Source organism: Cupriavidus pauculus (assembly GCF_022179805.1).
Lineage (GTDB): Bacteria > Pseudomonadota > Gammaproteobacteria > Burkholderiales > Burkholderiaceae > Cupriavidus > Cupriavidus pauculus_E.
In genome coordinates this window covers 54,912-73,362 of sequence record NZ_BPUO01000001.1, presented here as the reverse complement: position 1 = coordinate 73,362, position 18,451 = coordinate 54,912, and the positions used below count along the sequence as shown (strand labels likewise).

Sequence of the window (18,451 nt, the reverse complement as noted above, 5' to 3'; positions counted from 1 at the left end):
GTCGCGCCTGGCGATGTCGGCGTGCCACCAGATGGATCCCTGGGATCCGGCCGGAGGCCACAGTCGAAACCGCCATTATCCAATGAAAGTGAAGCATAACCGGCACGGGCAAACCCTGCGTCGCAATTTCTGCGCGCGAGTGGTCTGGCTTGCCGGCATGACCCTGCTGATCGCCGCGGCCCCTGCCACGGCGCACGCCCAGTCAGCGGGCATGGCACACCTGCTTCACCCCAAGGGCCAGCCGCCCGCAGGCCAGGGCGGCAACCCGCAGCAACCCGAACGCAACCGCCAGCCCCCGCGTCGCGGCGACCGTGCCGAGACCGAGCGCGACATGGCCGAGCGAGCCGGACGGCAAGGGCAGCGCGGCGGCAGCCAGCGCCTGTCGCCCGACGAACGCAAGACGCTGCGCAAGAACCTTTACGACATCGGCAAGGAAATGTATCGGGGCGGCTGATCAGGCCACCGTCCGGAAGTGCCGCAGGAAATCCACGAACACCTCGGCTGCCTGCTGGGCATCTTCCACGGTAATCGTTTCCGCCGGATTGTGGCTGATGCCACCATTGCCGCAGCGCACGAACAGCATTGCCACATCGGTGATCCGCTGCATCATCATCGCATCATGGCCCGCGCCGGACGGCAGTTCGAACGCCTCCAGCCCCCGCTTTCTCAATACGGCCGCGAACTGGTCCATCAGCCAGCGCGCGCAGGGCGCGTTGTTGACCGGTGTGACCCGCTCCACGCTTGCCTGCAGCCCGCGCCGCGCGGCAATGCGCTCGATGCCGGCCACGATGTCGGTGATGGCGGCCTCGCGGATGCCATCTTCTCCCGCGCGGATATCCATCGAAAACACGCACGCAGCCGGAATCACATTGCTCGATCCGTTGGGTACCTGTAGTTGACCCACCGTGCCGACCAGCGTCGGCACCTGGGCACAGCGCTGCTCCACCAGCAGGATCATCTCGGCAGCGCCCGTGGCGGCGTCGCGCCGCATGTCCATCGGCGTGGTGCCGGCGTGGCTGGCCAGGCCCTCCACGCGCACCTGGAAGCGGCTACTGCCCGCGATCTGCGTGACGACACCCAGCGGCAGTCCGCGATTCAGCAGCACCGGACCCTGTTCGATATGGACCTCGACAAAACCGGCGAGCGTGGCGGGATCCACCGCCGCCGCGCGCAGCGCATCCAGGCTGCCGGCGCCGGGAAAGCCGGCTTGCGCCAGCGCGTCGCGCATCGACACGCCGTCGACGTCCACGCGCTCCAGCAGGGCCGGATCGAAGCGTCCAGCCAGCACGCTGCTGGCCAGGAAGCTGGTCTTGAAGCGCAGCCCTTCCTCTTCGGCAAACGCCACGACTTCAAAGTGATAGGGCAGGCGGATGCCCGCATCGCGCAGCGCGCCGACCACGGCAATCGGCAGCAGGATGCCAAGCCGCCCGTCATAGCAGCCGCCGTTGCGCACCGTATCGAAGTGCGAGCCGGTCATCAGCACCTTCGGATTCGGCTCGGCAGGATCGGCGGCGTAGCGGCCAATCACGTTGCCAATGGCGTCGATCCGCACCGTCATGCCGGCGTCTTCCATCCAGCGTGCCAGCAGCGCCTGGGCGCTGGCGTGCGCCGGCGTCAGGTAGGCGCAGGTCAGCCCGCCTTCCATGTCGGAGTACTGGGCGAGGGCGTCGGCACGGTCCAGGATCAGCTGGCCGAGGGAGGGCGTGGCGGTAGTCATGGCGTCCATGGCGTCAATACGGCAATACGTCGATACAGCGGGAATTCACTAGATACGGGCGGCCGGCGCAGCCGGTCAGCCGTTGCGCAGCCAGGTCTTCCAGGCCAGCCAGAGCTTGCGCATCGGCGTCAGCGCGATGCGCTGGGTCAGCACCTGGAACTGGCTCGCTTCGATTTCATCGAGCAATGCATGGTGGATGGCCGCCAGCGCCAGCAGCGCGCGCTGGGCGCGGCGGTCGGCGCGCGGCAGCAGCGCCAGGGCGTCCTGGTACAGCGCGCGAGCTTGGGCGGCCTGATCCTGCATCAGCGCGGCAAACTGCGGCGAGTGGCGCGATTGCATGACGTCGGCGGCCGGCACCTCGAAGCGCTGCAGCGTGTCCACGGGAATATAGATACGGCCCAGGCGGGCGTCGTGGCCCATTTCTCGCACGATGCGGATGCGCATCAGAGACAGGCCGAGCTTTTCAGCGAATTCCAGCGTGCGGTCGTCGGAAAACCCGAGCACGCGCGCCGCCAGCTTGCCAAACGTGCCGCCAACCTGCCGGCAATACCGGCCCAGCACCGTTTCGTCGAAATAGCGCGACTGGGCCAGGTCCATCTCGGTGCCGTCCAGCATCTGGCTCATTTCCGCCTGGGGCAGGCTGGCCAGGAATGGCTGCAGCGCGTGGCTGACCGGGTGGTTGGGATTGCCTTCGAACAGGCGGCGCAGTTCGGCGCGCCACCAGTCAAGTCGTTGCAGGGCTACGCCGGCATCGTGGTTTTCATGAACGATGGCGTCGAGTTCCAGGCGCCAGGCTTGCAGTGCAGTCAGGGCGCGGCGGCGGTCGGGGGGGAGGAGCAGGCAGCTGTAATAGAAGCTGGAACCGCTTTTCGCGGCTTTGTCCTGGCAAAACTGATCGGGCGTCACGCCAATCTCTTTCTTGGTGGGGATGGCGGGGGCGGCGCCAAAGCCGCGAATTGTAACATCGGCCTCAGCGCGCGGCGGTGGCGGGGCGCGAATAGGGCACTAGCACAGTCGGCGCCGGCCGCGCGACATTTTGTCGCCGGATACAACCGTTCGTCATCCGGCGTTTGACGCACTCAAGGCCGCTCGTTATATTACTGACCGAAAAGTTATTTATTTCCGGCCGATCATTTCCGATGGCTGGGTCGTTGCCGCCAACCCTCCGGTGGTGACGCAAGAGTTACATCCTTCGGCTTTTGTGCCGCGCAGTGCCCCCGATCCATCCAACGACTCAAGACGCTTGTCCATGCCAGTGCCATCTGCCGGGCCGGAAGTTGCGGCCAATGAAGTTGAGGTCTTCCAGAAATCGCGTCAGGCGTCGCCCGCGAAGCGTCGCCGCGCGCGGACGGCCGGGATGGCGATGGGCCTGCTGGCCCTGGCCGGACTGCTGGCGCTGGGCGGGTGCGGCAAGAAGGCCGAGCCGGTGGAGGATGTGCGGCCCGTGCGCGTGATGCAACTGAGCCCGGCGGCCGGCAAGACCGAGTTCGAGTTTTCGGGCGAGGTTCGCCCACGGATCGAATCGCGGCTCGGTTTCCGCGTGGGCGGCAAGATCGCAGCCCGGCTGGTCGACGTTGGCGCCAGCGTGCGCAAGGGTCAGCCGCTGGCGCGGCTGGATCCCACCGACCTGGCCCTGGCTGAATCGGGCGCACGCGCCCAGCACGACGCGGCCAAGACCGACCGCGACCTGGCTGCCGCCGACCTGAAGCGCTACAAGGAGCTGGCGGCCAAGAATTTCATCAGCGCGGCCGAACTCAATCGCCGCCAGGCCACGTTCGATTCGGCCGCATCGCGGCTGGACCAGGCCCAGGCCAATCTGCGCAACCAGTCGAACCAGACCGGCTATGCCGTGCTGACCGCCGACGCGGACGGCGTCGTCACTGCCATCGATACCGAAGTGGGCCAGGTGGTGACGCCGGGCCAGCCCGTCGTACGCGTGGCGCAGACGGCCGAAAAGGAAGTGGCCATCGGCCTGCCCGAAGACCAGGTGGACATGCTGCGCGGCATCACCGATGTCTCGATCCATACGTGGTCAGACCCGACGCGCGCGCTGCCGGGCCGCGTGCGCGAGATCTCTGCCGCCGCCGATCCGGTCACGCGCACCTATCCCACGCGTGTCAGCATCCCGAACCCGCCGGCGGACCTGCGCATCGGCATGACCGCCGTGGTGTCGTTCACGCGTACGGGCGAGGCCACCAGCATCCGCGTTCCGCTGACCGCGCTGTTGCAGGACAAGAGTTCCAACCAGGTGTGGATCTACCAGCCCGGACAGGGCGGTACCGGCACGGTGAAGCCCGTGCCCGTGACGCTGGGCCAGGCGCAGGGCAACCTGATCGAAGTGCGCCAGGGCCTGACGCCGGGCCAGACCATCGTTACGGCCGGGGTGCACCTGCTCAAGCCGGGACAGAAGGTCAAGCCGATGCAGAGCGTGGCGCCGTCGCAGCCCGCGTCCAATCCCGGTGCGCAACTGAGCGCGCTGGATTCGTCCCGCCGCCTGGGTTGAGGGCGGCAGATGGAACATTCCCGCTTTAACCTGTCGCGCTGGGCGCTTGAACACCAGCCGCTGACCCGCTATCTATTGGTCGTGCTGCTGGTGGGCGGCCTGCTGGCGTTCTTCCAGCTTGGCCAGGACGAAGACCCGCCGTTCACGTTCCGGGTCATGGTGGTGCAGGCGTTCTGGCCCGGCGCCACGGCCGAGCAGATCGCCGTGCAGGTGACTGACAAGATCGAGCGGCAACTGCAGGAAGTGCCGTATGCCGACAAGATTCGCAGCTTCTCCAAGCCGGGCGAAACCACGGTGATCTTCCAATTGGCCGACAACTCGCCGGCCAAGGACACCGCGCAGATCTGGTACACGGTGCGCAAGAAGATCGGCGATATCCAGCAGACGCTGCCGCAGGGCGTGCGCGGGCCGTTCTTCAACGACGAGTTCGGCGACGTGTATGGATCCATCTACGCGCTGTCCGCCGATGGCTTCAACTACAAGGAACTGCGCGAGTACGCCGACCTGGTGCGCCAGGAACTGCTGCGCATCCCGGCCGTGGCCAAGGTCACGCTGCTGGGGCTGCAGGACGAGAAGGTCTTCATCGAGTTCAACCAGGCGCGCTTTGCGCAGCTTGGGCTCGACATCAACGCCATCGCCAACCAGATCTCCGAGCAGAACAACCCCACGGGCAGCGGCGTGCTGGTGACGCCGACCGACAACCTGCAGGTGCGCGTCACGGGCCAGCTTGGCGACGTGGAAGACCTGCAGAACCTGGTGCTGCGCGGCCCCAACGGCATCGCCAACATCCGGCTGGGCGACATCGCGCACGTGTACCGCGCCTATGTGGACCCGCCCGTCAGCAAGATGCGCTTCAACGGCAAGGACGTGATCGGGCTGGGCATCTCGATGGAAAAGGGCGGCGACATCATCGCGCTGGGCAAGGAACTGCGCCGCGTGACCGATGGCATGCGCGGTCAGTTGCCGGTAGGCATCGAGATGGACCAGGTGCAGGACCAGCCCCAGGCCGTCAAGCGCAGCGTGGGCGAATTCGTGCACGTGCTGATCGAGGCCGTGGTGATCGTGCTGGGCGTGAGCTTCGTGGCGCTGGGCCTGCATACCCGGCCGCTGCGGCTGGACGTGCGCCCGGGCCTGGTGGTTGCGCTGACCATCCCGCTGGTGCTGGCCGTGACGTTCCTGTTCATGAACATCTTCGGCATCGGCCTGCACAAGATATCGCTGGGGGCGCTGATCATCGCGCTCGGGCTGCTGGTGGATGACGCCATCATCGCGGTGGAGATGATGGTGCGCAAGCTGGAGGAGGGCTTCTCGAAGATGGAGGCCGCCACCTTTGCCTACACGTCCACGGCCATGCCGATGCTGACCGGCACACTGATCACGGCGGCGGGCTTCCTGCCGGTGGGGCTGGCGCGCTCCACGGTGGGCGAATACACGTTCGCGATCTTTGCCGTGACGGCGCTGGCGCTGGTGCTGTCGTGGCTGGCGGCCGTGTACTTCACGCCGTACCTGGGCTACCTGATCCTGAAGACGCGTCCGCACGACGGCGGCCATCATGAGGTCTTCGATACGCCGTTCTACGCGCGCTTCCGCAAGCTGGTGAACTGGTGCGTCACGTGGCGCAAGACCGTGATCGCCATCACGCTGGTGGCGTTTGCGCTGGGGCTGCTGGCATTCAAGTATGTGGAGAAGCAGTTCTTCCCCGATTCCAGCCGCCCGGAGCTGATGGTGGAAATGTGGATGCCGGAAGGCACCGCGTTTGCCGAGACCGAGGCCATCACCAAGCGCTTCGAGGTTGCCATGCGCCGCGACAAGGCCGTGGAGAGCGTGACGTCGTTCGTGGGCATCGGCGCGCCGCGCTTCTACCTGCCGCTGGACCAGATCTTCCCGCAATCGAACGTGGCGCAGGCCATCGTGATGCCCGTGACCGTGGAGGCGCGCGACGCGCTGCGCAAGCGCATCGAACGCGTGCTGGCCACGGAATTCCCGCAGTTGCGCGGCCGGGTGAAGCTGCTGCCCAACGGGCCGCCCGTGCAGTACCCGGTGCAGTTCCGCGTGATCGGGCCCGATGCGGCCGGCGTGCGCAAGGTGGCCGATCAGGTGCGCGCGATCATGGCTGCGAACCCCAATACCGTGGGCGTGAACGACAACTGGAACGAGAACGTCAAGATGCTGCGCCTGGAGCTGGACCAGGACAAGGCGCGCGCGCTGGGCGTGACCACCAACGCCATCGCCCGGGCCACGCAGGCGGTGCTGACGGGCGTGCCGGTGGGGCAGTACCGCGATGCCGACAAGCTGATCGACATCATCATGCGTACGCCGCGCAACGAGCGCGACACGATGTCGGACCTGAACAACGTACTGGTGCCTACCAGCACCGGCCGCGCCGTGCCGCTGACGCAGATTGCCCGTGTCACGTTGAAGTCCGAGCCTGGCGTGATCTGGCGCGAGAACCGCGACTTCGGCATCACCGTGCAGTCCGATATCGTCGACGGCATCCAGGGCCCCACCGTGAGCGCGCAGATCAACCCGAAGCTCGACCCGATCCGCGCGTCGCTGCCGGCCGGCTACCGGATCACGATTGCCGGCGCCGACGAGGAAAGCGGCAAGGCCGGTGCGTCGATTGCCGCCCAGCTGCCGCTGTGCATCTTCCTGATCTTCACGCTGCTGATGCTGCAACTGCACAGCTTCTCGCGCGCAGTGATGGTGTTCCTGACCGGGCCGCTCGGACTGATCGGCGCCGCCGCCACGCTGCTGCTGCTGCACTCGCCGATGGGGTTTGTCGCGCAGCTTGGCATTACCGCGCTGCTGGGGATGATCATCCGCAACTCGGTGATCCTGGTGGACCAGATCGAGCAGGACATCCAGTCCGGGCTGCCGCCCTGGAACGCGATCGTCGAATCGGCGGTGCGCCGCTTCCGGCCGATCATCCTGACCGCCGCGGCGGCGGTGCTGGCCATGATTCCGCTGTCGCGCTCGACATTCTGGGGGCCGATGGCGGTGGCCATCATGGGCGGCCTGGTGGTGGCCACGGTGCTCACGCTGCTGTTCCTGCCCGCGCTGTATGCCACGTGGTTCCGGGTCAAGCCGCCCGAGGACGAGGGCGGCGTGCTGGCGGGCTGAGCAGGGGGCGCCTGGGGCAATCAGGGCCGGCGCTTCTTCCATTCGTAGTCGGCTGGCGGATCCGCCGCGCCGGGCTTGCCCACCGCGTTCGGGTTTTCCGAACACAGCGTGACAAAGCTCACCGGCTCGCCGGCAAACTGGCGCCGGCGCAGCGCTTCGGCAAATTGCAGCGCATCGCGCAGCGCGTCGCCGGGAAACGACTGGGCATGCGGCGCCATGCCTTCGGCGGTGGCTTCGGTCCAGTAGATCATGTACATGGGAAACGCTCGGCGGGTGGGGACGATGCCGTGATTCTGGCAAATCCCGCGCCCGCCAGCTACCCGGCCGGCTACTGGGCCGGTTATTCCGCCAGTTCGAACACCACGTCCTGGGCACCTTCCCACAGCACCTTGGTGCCCAGCGCGCGCAGGTTTTCCTTGCCTTCGACGATGGTCAGGAAGTGGTTGCCGGCCAGTTGGCCCATCTTGCTGGCAAAGCGGCAACTGCCGTAGGCCAGGATGATCTCGGTTTCGCTGTAGCCGCCCGGGTAGAACAGGATGTCGCCCACGGACGGGTGGCTGGTGTGGTTTTCAAAGCCGACGCCAAGCTTAAACTCGCCCAGCGGAATCCAGCAGCCTTCGCCGCTCCAGCGCACGTGGATCAGCTTCTGCCGGTAGGGCAGCAGCTTCATGAAGGCCGCCACGGTGTCGGGCGCGTCGGGGTGTGTTTCGGCAATGAAGGTCTGGCCGGCGGCGGTGATGCGGAGTCGGGTCATGAACCGTTCCTTTTCTGGCAGGGATGCGGATTTGGGGATCAAACCAGCGCCGTCATCAACGACTCGGCTACGGCCACCAGGCTCTGGTCACTGCCTTTCGGCCCGATCAGCGAGATACCCAGTGGCGCGCCAGCCCGCCCCGACAGCGGCAGGCTCAATTGCGGAAAACCGGACAGCGGCGTCAGGCACAGTGTATGCGCTGCGGCGGTCCGGTAGTCTTCCAGCGATTCCATGGGCGCCGAGCGCAGCGGCGCGATGTCGGGCATGGTCGGCAGCATCAGGATGCTGTCGTGGCCCAGCAGGCGGCCCAGGTGCGCGGTGAACTCGCTTCGCACGGCGGTCGATTGCTCGAACTGCGCGGCCGTGACGCCCTTGCTGAACGCAAAGCGGCCCGCCACGTCGGGGCCGAGCTGCAGGCCGTATTGCTCGATCAGCGCGCCGTCGGCCTGCCACGCCTCCCATCCCTGCACATAGCGGAAGGCCCAGTACAGGTCGGATAACGGCCGGTCGGCCACGTCGACGCCCGTGGCCTTGCCGAGGATGGCTTCGATCCGCGCGACAGTCGGCGCCAGTGCCGCACGTGCCTCGGGAGTGGGCAGTGCAAACAGGTCGGTGGCCAGCAGCAGCCGGGGCCGGGCTGGCAGCGGATCGCCATCGGTGCCCAGCAGCACGTTGGCCACACGGGCGAAGGTACCTATATCGCGCGCGAAAAAGCCGCAGGTATCGAGTGATTCACACAGCGGCATGCACTGTCGCAGCGAAATCCGTCCATGCGACGGACGGATGCCGAACAGCCCGCAGTGGCTGGCCGGCGCGCGCACCGAGCCGCCCGTGTCGGTGCCGAGTGCAAAGTCGGCGAGCTGGTTCGATACCGCGGACGCCGAGCCCGACGACGAGCCGCCCGTGATTCGATCGGGCGCCGCGCCGTTGTACGGGCCGCCGTAGTGGTGGTTCTGGCCGTTCATCGAGAAGGCCAGCTCGTCGGTGTGCACCTTGCCCACGAACCTGGCGCCAGCGTCGAGCAGCTTCTGCACGGTGGGCGCGGTGGCCGACTTGATGCCCGAGCGCGCCAACACATGCGGGTTGCCGCCGCCCGTGGGATAGCCGGCCACGTCGAACAGATCCTTGACCGCGAAGGTCAGGCCGCGCAGCGGGCCGGCGGCGGCGTTCGGCACGGCGGCATCGGGGTAGGGCAGGAACGCGCGGGCGGGATGGGTGGCCAGGCTCATGGTGTCGGAATTCCTTGTGTGACAAGTGAAGGAAGCATAGGCGGTGTCAGGCCGCGCATTCGCTGGAGGCCGGTTCGGCCGCCAGCACGCAACTGACGCGATGGCCGCCGCCCAGCGTCACCGCCGGCGGCACTTCGGCCAGGCAGGCGGGGCGCACGTGCGGGCAGCGCGGCGCGAACGAGCAGCCGGGCGGCAATGCGGCCAGGTCCGGCGGCGCGCCGCCGATGGTCTGCAGGCGCTGGCCGGGCTCCATGCCGTGCTGGCGGCTCTGCAGCAGCGCTACCGTGTATGGATGGCGCGCCTCGCGCATCAGCGTGCGGATCGGGCCTTCCTCGACGATGCGCCCGCCATACATCACGGCCACGCGGTCGGCAATTTCCACGGCGGCGCCAATGTCGTGCGTCACGAAGACAATCGACAGGCCCAGCTCGCGTTGCAGTTCGCGCAGCAGGATCAGCACCTGGATCTGCACGGTGGCGTCCAGCGCCGTGGTCGGTTCGTCCGCCAGCAGGATCTTCGGCTGCGCCGACAGCGCCAGCGCGATCATCGCCCGCTGGCGCATGCCGCCGGACATCTCATGAGGATAGGCGGCCAGGCGGCGCTCCGGACTGGGAATCCGCACCGATTCCAGCGCCTTGAGCGCCAGCGCCTGTGCCTCGGCCTTCGACACCTTGCGATGGGTGCGGATGCATTCCACGATCTGCTGGCCCACGGTGTAGACCGGGTCCAGCGCCAGCAACGGTTCCTGGAACACCATGGCCACCGTGCCGCCGCGCATGCGGGCCAGCGCGCGTTTGTCCAGCTTCAGCACTGGCTGGCCATCGACGCGGATGTCGCCGGTCATCGTGGTGCGGCGCGGCGGATGCAGGCGCATCAGCGCGCGCAGCGTCACGCTCTTGCCCGAACCCGATTCGCCGATGAGCGCCACGGCCTCGCCGGGTGCCACGTCGAGCGACACGCCGTTGACGGCCTGGATGGTCTTGCCGCCGCCCGAGAAGGTCACCCGCAGGTCGCGTACGGACACGGCGGGCGTAGGGGACGCTGGGGTCGCAGGGGACTGGGTGGTGGAGTCTGTGGACATCGAAATCTCTGGCGAATTCAGGGCGTGGCCGCGTGCAAGCCCGGCGTCATGCGGCGCAGCGGCAGCGAGTGTCCGCCGTCGGGCATCGCCATCAGGCAGGACACCGGATGGCCGGCCAGCGCGTCGGACAAGGCCGGTGCGCGGCGTTCGCACACGGGTTCGGCGCGTGCGCAGCGCGGGTGGAAGCTGCAGCCCGATGGCGGATTGATCGGGTTCGGCGGATCGCCGGCCAACGGCGCAGCCAGCGTGCGGTGGTCCGGGTCCATCGACGGCATCGACGCCAGCAGCGCGCGCGTGTACGGGTGGGCCGGGTTGGCGTAGACCTGCGCGGTATCGCCAATTTCCACGACCTTGCCCAGGTACATGACCATCACGCGGTCGCACAGGTAGCGAATCACGTTGAGGTCGTGGCTGATGAAGACGTAGGTCAGGTCGAATTCCGCCTTGAGGTCCAGCAGCAGGTTCAGCACCTGCGCCTCGACCGACTTGTCCAGCGCGGACACCGCTTCGTCCAGGATCACCAGCCGGGGGCGCAGCGCCAGCGCACGCGCGATGTTCACGCGCTGGCGCTGCCCGCCCGACAGCTCATGCGGATAGCGCCCGGCAAAGCGATTCGGCTCCAGGCCCACGCGTTCCAGCAGATAGCGCGCACGCTCGGTGGCTTCATTCGACGGCACACCGTGCACGCGCGGCGTGAAAGCGATCGATTCCTCGATGGTCAGGCGCGGGTTCAGCGACGAATAGCTGTCCTGGAACACCATCTGCACCTGGCTGCGGAACGCCTTCATCGGCAGTTGCGGCGTGCCCACGCCCTGCGCATCGAAAATCAGCTCGCCGCTGTCGTGCGCGGTGAGCTGCATCAGCAGCCGCGCCGTGGTGGACTTGCCGCAGCCGGATTCGCCCACCACGCCCAGCGTCTCGCCCTTGAGCACGTCGAAGCTGACGCCGTCGACGGCACGCACCACGCCGCCCGGCCGGAACGGCACTGGCGACTTCAACGGAAAATGCTTGACCAGGTCGCGCGCGATCACAAGCGGCTGGGCGGGGCCGCCCACATCGGCGGACGCCGGGGATGTCGGGGACATCGGGGTCTCGGCCATGCTCACTCCTTGATTTCCATGGCCGAACGGATGCCGTCGGCCAGCAGGTTGAACGAGATCGAGGTCAGGAAGATCATCGCGCCGGGCAGGGCGGCTACCCACGGCTGCGTGTAGATGGCGGTACGCAGCGTGTTGAGCATCAGGCCCCATTCGGGTTCCGGCGGCTTCACGCCAAGGCCCAGAAACGACAGGCCCGAGGCCAGGATCATCGACACCGAGATCAGGCTCGTGGCATAGACGAAGATCGGACCCAGCACGTTGTTGAGCACATGCGCGCGCACGATGGTCAGCGACGATGCGCCGGACGCGCGGGCCGCATCGACGAATTCGCGGTTGCGCACCTGCGTGGTCACGCTCTCGGCCACGCGCACGATCTGTGGCACGAAGACGATGGTCAGCGAGAGCAGCGCATTGCCCACCCCCGCGCCCAGCGTGCCGGACAGCGCGATGGCCAGCAGTACCGACGGAAACGCGTACAGGATGTCGGTCAGGCGCATGATCACCGTGTTGGTCCACCCGCCCGCGTAGCCGGCCACGATGCCGACGGCGCTGCCGATCACGAAGGCCAGCAGCACGGGCGTGATGCCCATGAACAGCGACAGCCGCGCGCCGAGCATCAGGCGCGACAGCATGTCGCGGCCCAGTTCGTCGGTGCCCAGCAGGTAGCCTTCGAAGCCGATCGGCTTCAGGCGCTTGAGGATCGATGAGGCATAGGGATCGGCCGGCGTCAGCGCGGGCGCGAAGATCGCCATCACGATCAGTGCCAGCAGGATCAGCGCGGCCAGTATCGCCAGCTTGTTGCGCAACAGCCGGCGCCCGACCGTGGCCCAGTAGCCCGGCGAGCGTTCCACGGGCAGCGGCGCGACGGCCTTGTTCAACGTCATTTCCATGGGGGCTCCCTGATGGCGGCGTTCAGTTGCGTTGGATGCGGGGGTCGAACACGGTCTGCAGCGCATCCACCACCAGGTTCAGCAGCACGAAGAACACGGCCAGGACCAGGATGGTGCCCTGCAGCAGCGGAAAGTCGCGCTGGAAGATGGCAGCGTTGAGCAGGAAGCCGGTGCCGGGCCACGAGAACACGGTTTCGATCAGGATCGATCCGCCCAGCAGGTAGCCCAGCTGCAGCCCCATGACCGACAGCGCGGTGGGCGCCACGTTCTTGACCACGTGCCGGAACACGGCAAACTCCGACAGGCCCCGCGCGCGCAGGCCGACGATGAATTCGTTGGACAGGATCTCGGCCACGAGCGCGCGGATGGTGCGCGCCACGATGCCCATCGGGATCACCGACATCGTCACCGCGGGCAGCAGCATGTACTGGATGTGTCCCCAATCCCACGCCCAGGAACCCGATCCGTCGGGGCCGGCACCGGTGGCCGGCAGCCAGCCCAGCAGCACCGAAAACGCGATGACCAGCACCATGCCAAGCCAGTAGTGCGGAATGCTGACGCCCAGCACCGACAGGAACGAGGCAACGCGGTCGGGCACCGAATCGCGCAGATAGCCGGCCACGAAGCCGAACAGGCAGCCAAACGTGAAGCCGATCAGCGTGGCCACCGAGGCCAGCCGGATCGAGTTGATGACCGCCTTACCCACCTCGCTCATGACGGGGCGGTTGGTCGCGATCGACGTGCCCAGGTCGCCATGCAGCGCACGCACGAGCCAGTGGGCAAATTGCTCCAGGAACGGCTTGTCGAAGCCATACAGCGCGGTCAGTTGGCGCCGCAGGTCTTCCGAGGCATCGGGCGGCAGCACCGATACCAGCGGGTCACCGGGCGCGATATGGACCAGGGAAAAGCAGAGCAGGGCGACCCCAAGCAGGATCGGCAACGCATACACGATGCGGCGTAGCAGGTAAGTCATGGTCTGTTGCCGGCTTGTGGGTGTTTGGAGTCTTCTTTGTTTTTGCTCCCCTCTCCCGCATGCGGGAGAGGGGTTGGGGGTGAGGGCAGGCCGTCGATAAAAGACCACGTGGAACGCAGCTTGATGCGCTGGCCCTCACCCCCCGCCCCTCTCCCATTCATGGGAGAGGGGAGCCAAACCAACGCAAAATTTCAACCTCAATCCATCGACATCGTCGCAATGTCGATAAACCAGCTCTGCGGCTGCACCACGCCCTTGACCTTCTTCGAGATGGCGCGCGGGCCCACGTCATGCGCGATCAGCACGAACGGCGATTCCTCGACGATGCGCGCATGCAGCTTGGCCAGCGCGGCGTCGCGGTCCTTTTCGCCGAACGAGGTGCGTGCCGTCTCGATCAGCTTGTCGAACTCGGCATTGCCGAAGTAGCCCCAGTTGTTGGAAACCGGTGGCTGGGTCTTGGTGCTGACAAAGCGGACCATGGCGAAGAACGGGTCCATCGCCGCAAAGCTGACGTTGATCGCGTTGGTGCCGTGCGCGCTGGCGTCCTTGGCGCCGACGCGCCAGTTCGTGAACAGCGTGTTCCATTCCACGACGTCAAAGTCCACGTCGAAGAAGCACTCCTTGAGGTTCTGCTGCACGTACTCGTTCATCGGCAGCGGCTGCATCTGGCCCGAGCCCGACGCCGACACCTGCACCTTGACCTTGACCGGCTTGGCCGCCGAGTAGCCGGCTTCGCTCATCAGCTTGCGGGCCGCGTTCGGGTCGTACTTGATGTCGAACTTGGGATTGCCCCACCACGGGTTGCCCGCCTCGACAATGCCCTTGGCCTCGGCCATGTAGCCGCCCAGCAGCGTCTTCAGGCCGGCGCGGTTCACGCACAGGTTGGCGGCCTGGCGCACGCGCTTGTCCAGCCACGGCGAGTTAGGCGCGAATGACAACTGCCACGGCCACATATGCGGCTGGGTGTTGGCGTAGACCTCGAAGCCACGGCTCTTGATCTGCGCGATGGCATCGGGCGCGGGCGCCTCGATCCAGTCGACCTGGCCGGACAGCAGTGCCGCCGTGCGTGCGTTGGCCTCGGGCATCGGCACCATCACCACCTTGTCGATCTTCGGCGTGCGCTTGCTGTCCCAGTAGCTGGCGTTCTTTGCCAGTTCCAGGCGCTCGCGCGGCACGAAGCGGGTCATCTTGAACGGGCCCGTGCCCGAGGCGTCGGCGGCAAAGGCCACCCACGCCTGCTTGCTGCGCTCGGCCGGATCGGTCACCGATGCCGGCACGGCGGCGAGCTTTTTCTCCCATTGCGTGGGCGACGCCATGAACAGGTTCGACACGTTGTAGGGCAGGAACGAATCGGGCTCGGCCGTGATCAGCTCCACGGTCAGGTCGTCGATCTTCTTCGCGCTGCGCAGCGTGGGCATGCGCGACGCGGTCACGCCCACCTGGCTCGGGTCGAACTGCTTGGCGGTCTTGTCCAGCACCTTGTTGACGTTCCAGACCACGGCATCGGCATTGAACGGCGAGCCGTCATGGAACTTCACGCCCGGACGCAGCTTGAACGTCCACTGGGTCTTGTCCTTGTCGTCGACCTTCCACTCGGTGGCCAGGCCCGCAACCAGCAGGCTCGGGCCGTTGCTCTTGGACAGGTCCCAGGCGGTCAGCGCGTCGTACATCGGGATGCCGGTGAAGCGGTTGCCCTCGAAGCCCTGGTCGGGCTGGCCCAGCGTGCGCGGGATGTCGGCGGCGGTCATGCCGATGCGCAGCACCTTGTCGGCCATCGCCGCACCTGGCAAGACGAGCAGCGACAGTGCGACGGCGAGACCTTTCGCGCGGAGAGACTTGGAGTGGTTCACAGGCAGGGCTCCTGATGGTGAGGGGAATGAGATGGCTGCGTACCGTCTAGCAAGTGATGTGCCAGTGGTCATGCACCATCGATGGATCATTCGCGTCGTGGTCTGCTTCTTGCTGGATCGTTGCTCGATGTTCACTCACCACAGACAACATAGACATGGATTCGCAATTCACTCCCCGCATCAATGGCGCCCGCCTGTGGCAATCGCTGATGGACCTGGGCGCGATCGGCGCCACGCCCAAGGGCGGCGTGTGCCGTATCGCGCTGACCGAGGAAGACCGCAAGGGCCGCGACCTGGTGGTGCAGTGGTGTCGCGATGCCGGCCTGGAGGTGCGCACCGACGAGATCGGCAACGTCTTCGCGCGGCGCGCGGGCAGTGACCCAGCCGCGCCTGCGGTGGCCACCGGCAGCCATATCGACACGCAGCCGTCGGGCGGCAAGTTCGACGGCAATTTCGGGGTGCTGGCCGGTCTGGAGGTCATGCGCACGCTCAATGACCTGGGCATCGTCACGCGCGCGCCGCTGGAGGTGGCGTTCTGGACCAACGAGGAGGGCACGCGCTTCACCCCGGTGATGATGGGCTCCGGCGTGTTCGCGGGCGTGTTCGATGCCGGGTTCGCCCGTGCGCAGCAAGACCGCGACGGCATCCGCGTGGGTGATGCGCTGGCGGCCATCGGCTACCGTGGCGAGCAGCCGGCGGGCGAGGTGCCGGGCGGCATGTACGCGGCCTACTTCGAGGCGCACATCGAGCAGGGGCCCGTACTGGAAGCAGCCGGCCTGCCGATCGGCGTGGTCAGCGGCGCGCTGGGGCAGCAGTGGTACGACGTGACCGTGACCGGCCAGGACGCCCACGCCGGGCCTACGCCGCTGGCGCTGCGGCACGATGCCTTGCTTGCGTCGGCGCGCATGATCGAAGCCGTCAACCGCATCGCGCGCGACGAGGCGCCGCATGGCCGTGGCACGGTGGGCTTTGTCGAGATCAAGCCGAACTCACGCAACGTGATTCCGGGGCAGGTCGATTTCTCGGTGGACTTCCGTAACCTGGCGCAGGACGGGCTGGACCGCATGGACGCCGCCATGCGCGCGTCCTTCGCGGGCATCGCTGACGCGGCAGGCGTGACCGTGCAGGTGCGCCAGGTGGTCAAGTTCGAACCCTGCCTATTCGCGGCGGCCTGCGTGGACAGTGTGCGGCGCGCGGCGGCTGCACTGGGCCTGCCCCATATGGACGTGGTGAGCGGGGCAGGGCACGACGCGGTCTACGTGGCCCAGCGCGCGCCCACGGGCATGATCTTCGTGCCGTGCAAGGACGGCATCAGCCACAACGAACTGGAAGACGCGCTGCCCGAGCACATCGAAGCCGGCGCCAACGTACTGCTGCAAGCCATGCTGGAGCACGCGAGATAGGGCGCACCGCCGGTTTTCTCCCCTCTCCCGCAACGCCTTGGTTTGCTCCCCTCTCCCGCAACGCGGGAGAGGGGTTGGGGGAGAGGGCCCGGCAGTTCAAATTTCGACCCGTCGGCAAGCAGAGCCTCAACGCCCTCACCCCCAGCCCCTCTCCCAGAGGGAGAGGGGAGCAAATCGAAAGACGGGAAACGGCACCCCTCAATGGCACACGCACTCCACCACCTGCACCACGATGGATGCCACCTTGCACCAACTTGTCAGCCCAACGACATCGAACCCACGCGCGACGCCCACCGCACACCCCAAACACCCCGAAACCCCACTCCCTAGTGTTTACCCCACCCATTTCCCCATTGTCCTTAGTGAAATATCACACTAGTATCACAACAACTTCAACACAGCCCGACCGGACCTAGCCTGTGGCCAACCCGATCCGCCTCGTCGGCAACGCCGACAACCCGCCCGCCGTCCCGACGCTCGCCCAGAGCGGCGCCGCGCTGCGCGAGCAGGCCTATACCGAAATCAAGCGCCGCATCATCGCGTGCGAATTCCGCCCTGGCGAACCGCTGAACGAGGCCCAGGTGGCTGCGCTGCTGGGCCTTGGCCGCACGCCGGTACACCAGGCGCTGCATCGGCTGGAGGTGGAAGGGCTGGTGTCGATCCTGCCGCGCAAGGGCGTGCTGGTGACGCCGCTGTCGCTGAACGAAGTGCTGGACATGATCGAGGTGCGCGCCACCAACGAGATGCTGTGCGCCACGCTGGCCTGCGAGCGCGGGCACGAGAGCGACTTCAAGGCGATGCGCGAGATCGTCGACCGCTCGCCGGAGCTGATCGCCCGCCGCGACATCCCGGCGCTGGCATCGCTGGACCTGAAGTTCCATACCGCCATGTCGGCCGCCTCGCGCAATCGCGTGCTGGCCGAACTGCTGCGCGGCTTGCACGAGAAGCAGGCGCGCTTCTGGTTCCTGTCGCTGTCCGACCCGCAGCACCTGGAGAACGTCTACCAGGAGCACCTGGAAATCGTCGACGCCCTGGAGCGGCGCGACGTGCCGGCGGTGCGCAACGCGATCCGCGAACACATTGACGAATTCCGGAAGAACATCATCCGGACCCTCTGACCGAATCTTTTCCCCTCGTAACAGGTAGCAAGCAATGCCGACACTGCATCTCCAGGTAGCCGGCGGGGGCGCGCTCGCCCTCGACATCGAACGACTGATCATCGCCGGCTGGACTGGCCGCGACATGGACGCCGTCCAGCACCACATCGACGAACTGAAGGCTATCGGCGTGAAGCCGCCCGCCACCGTGCCCACGTTCTATCCGCTGGCCGCGCAATTGCTGACCACATCCGACGTGCTCGAAGTGCCGCGCGACGACTCGTCCGGCGAAACCGAGTTCGTGCTGCTGCAGGGCGCCGACGCGCTGTACGTCGGCATTGGCTCCGACCACACCGACCGCAAGGTCGAGGCGTACGACGTGACGGTGTCGAAGCAGATGTGCGCCAAGCCGATGGGCGGCGAGGTGTGGCGCTTTGACGAGGTAGCCGATCACTGGGACGTGCTGGAAATGCGTTGCTGGCGCGTACGCGACGGCCAGCGCGCGCTGTATCAGGAAGGCAAGGTCACGCGCCTGCTGGACCCGCGCGACCTGATCGAACGCCTGACCGGCGAGGCGCAACTGCCGCCCGGCACCGCGATGTTCTGTGGCACCCAGGCCGTGATCGGCGAGATGGGCCACGGCGAAGCCTTTGAAGTGGAACTGCACGACCCCGTACGCAACCGCAGCCTGCGCCACGTGTATCGCGTGGAAACGCTGGCCGTAGCCGAGTGAG

The 18,451-nt window shown here is 66.9% G+C and carries 16 protein-coding genes; 6 read left to right on the top strand and 10 right to left on the bottom strand.

What is annotated here, in order from left to right; all coding sequences use genetic code 11:
• The first annotated feature begins 157 nt into the window (after positions 1 to 157).
• Positions 158 to 454, top strand: a complete 297-nt coding sequence (locus tag MFF62_RS00475; protein ID WP_238258980.1) for a hypothetical protein — start codon at positions 158 to 160, stop codon at positions 452 to 454.
• Here the strand turns inward: MFF62_RS00475 and MFF62_RS00470 are convergent, their stop codons facing one another.
• A complete protein-coding gene (locus tag MFF62_RS00470; protein WP_238260022.1) occupies positions 455 to 1,717 on the bottom strand; it encodes a Zn-dependent hydrolase in 1,263 nt (420 codons plus the stop codon). It abuts the gene before it with no gap.
• 75 nt (positions 1,718 to 1,792) lie between these two features.
• Entirely contained in the window at positions 1,793 to 2,623 is an 831-nt protein-coding gene (gene hpnD, locus MFF62_RS00465) for a presqualene diphosphate synthase HpnD (protein WP_238258979.1), read from the bottom strand.
• Positions 2,624 to 3,074: 451 nt separating this feature from the next.
• Between hpnD and MFF62_RS00460 the strand changes: the two genes are divergently transcribed.
• Positions 3,075 to 4,220, top strand: coding sequence for an efflux RND transporter periplasmic adaptor subunit (locus MFF62_RS00460; RefSeq protein ID WP_238260020.1), 1,146 nt, complete (start codon positions 3,075 to 3,077; stop codon positions 4,218 to 4,220).
• A 9-nt stretch (positions 4,221 to 4,229) separates the two neighbouring features.
• Positions 4,230 to 7,340, top strand: a complete 3,111-nt coding sequence (locus tag MFF62_RS00455; protein WP_238258978.1) for an efflux RND transporter permease subunit — start codon at positions 4,230 to 4,232, stop codon at positions 7,338 to 7,340.
• A 20-nt stretch (positions 7,341 to 7,360) separates the two neighbouring features.
• Here MFF62_RS00455 and MFF62_RS00450 read toward each other — a convergent pair whose 3' ends face one another.
• The 8 genes from MFF62_RS00450 to MFF62_RS00415 form a co-directional block, all read right to left on the bottom strand.
• Complete coding sequence (locus MFF62_RS00450) at positions 7,361 to 7,597, bottom strand: hypothetical protein (RefSeq protein WP_238258977.1); 237 nt, start codon at positions 7,595 to 7,597, stop codon at positions 7,361 to 7,363.
• Between the two features lie 83 nt (positions 7,598 to 7,680).
• Positions 7,681 to 8,094, bottom strand: a complete 414-nt coding sequence (locus MFF62_RS00445) for a DUF3830 family protein (protein WP_238258976.1) — start codon at positions 8,092 to 8,094, stop codon at positions 7,681 to 7,683.
• 38 nt (positions 8,095 to 8,132) lie between these two features.
• Positions 8,133 to 9,323, bottom strand: coding sequence for an amidase (locus MFF62_RS00440; protein ID WP_238258975.1), 1,191 nt, complete (start codon positions 9,321 to 9,323; stop codon positions 8,133 to 8,135).
• 46 nt (positions 9,324 to 9,369) lie between these two features.
• Positions 9,370 to 10,404 carry an ABC transporter ATP-binding protein gene (locus MFF62_RS00435; protein ID WP_238258974.1) on the bottom strand — a complete coding sequence of 345 codons (1,035 nt, stop codon included), beginning with the start codon at positions 10,402 to 10,404 and terminating at the stop codon, positions 9,370 to 9,372.
• Between the two features lie 17 nt (positions 10,405 to 10,421).
• Positions 10,422 to 11,489, bottom strand: a complete 1,068-nt coding sequence (locus tag MFF62_RS00430) for an ABC transporter ATP-binding protein (RefSeq protein WP_404990526.1) — start codon at positions 11,487 to 11,489, stop codon at positions 10,422 to 10,424.
• Positions 11,490 to 11,506: 17 nt separating this feature from the next.
• The gene (locus MFF62_RS00425; protein WP_238258972.1) at positions 11,507 to 12,394 is read right to left on the bottom strand and encodes an ABC transporter permease; all 888 of its coding nucleotides are present in this window, start codon (positions 12,392 to 12,394) and stop codon (positions 11,507 to 11,509) included.
• Positions 12,395 to 12,416: 22 nt separating this feature from the next.
• Positions 12,417 to 13,367 (bottom strand): ABC transporter permease, encoded by a 951-nt coding sequence (locus MFF62_RS00420; RefSeq protein ID WP_238258971.1) that lies wholly within the window; start codon positions 13,365 to 13,367, stop codon positions 12,417 to 12,419.
• Positions 13,368 to 13,564: 197 nt separating this feature from the next.
• Positions 13,565 to 15,217, bottom strand: a complete 1,653-nt coding sequence (locus MFF62_RS00415; protein WP_404990525.1) for an ABC transporter substrate-binding protein — start codon at positions 15,215 to 15,217, stop codon at positions 13,565 to 13,567.
• 155 nt (positions 15,218 to 15,372) lie between these two features.
• Here MFF62_RS00415 and MFF62_RS00410 point away from each other — a divergent pair, with 155 nt between their 5' ends.
• The 3 genes from MFF62_RS00410 to MFF62_RS00400 all read left to right on the top strand — a co-directional run bounded on the left by MFF62_RS00410 (position 15,373) and on the right by MFF62_RS00400 (position 18,450).
• Positions 15,373 to 16,620, top strand: a complete 1,248-nt coding sequence (locus tag MFF62_RS00410) for a Zn-dependent hydrolase (protein WP_238258970.1) — start codon at positions 15,373 to 15,375, stop codon at positions 16,618 to 16,620.
• Between the two features lie 419 nt (positions 16,621 to 17,039).
• Positions 17,040 to 17,738: a GntR family transcriptional regulator gene (locus MFF62_RS00405; RefSeq protein ID WP_404990524.1), complete on the top strand. Its 699-nt coding sequence runs from the start codon at positions 17,040 to 17,042 to the stop codon at positions 17,736 to 17,738.
• A gap of 34 nt (positions 17,739 to 17,772) precedes the next feature.
• Positions 17,773 to 18,450 (top strand): DUF2848 domain-containing protein, encoded by a 678-nt coding sequence (locus MFF62_RS00400; protein ID WP_238258969.1) that lies wholly within the window; start codon positions 17,773 to 17,775, stop codon positions 18,448 to 18,450.
• Position 18,451 lies beyond the last annotated feature (1 nt).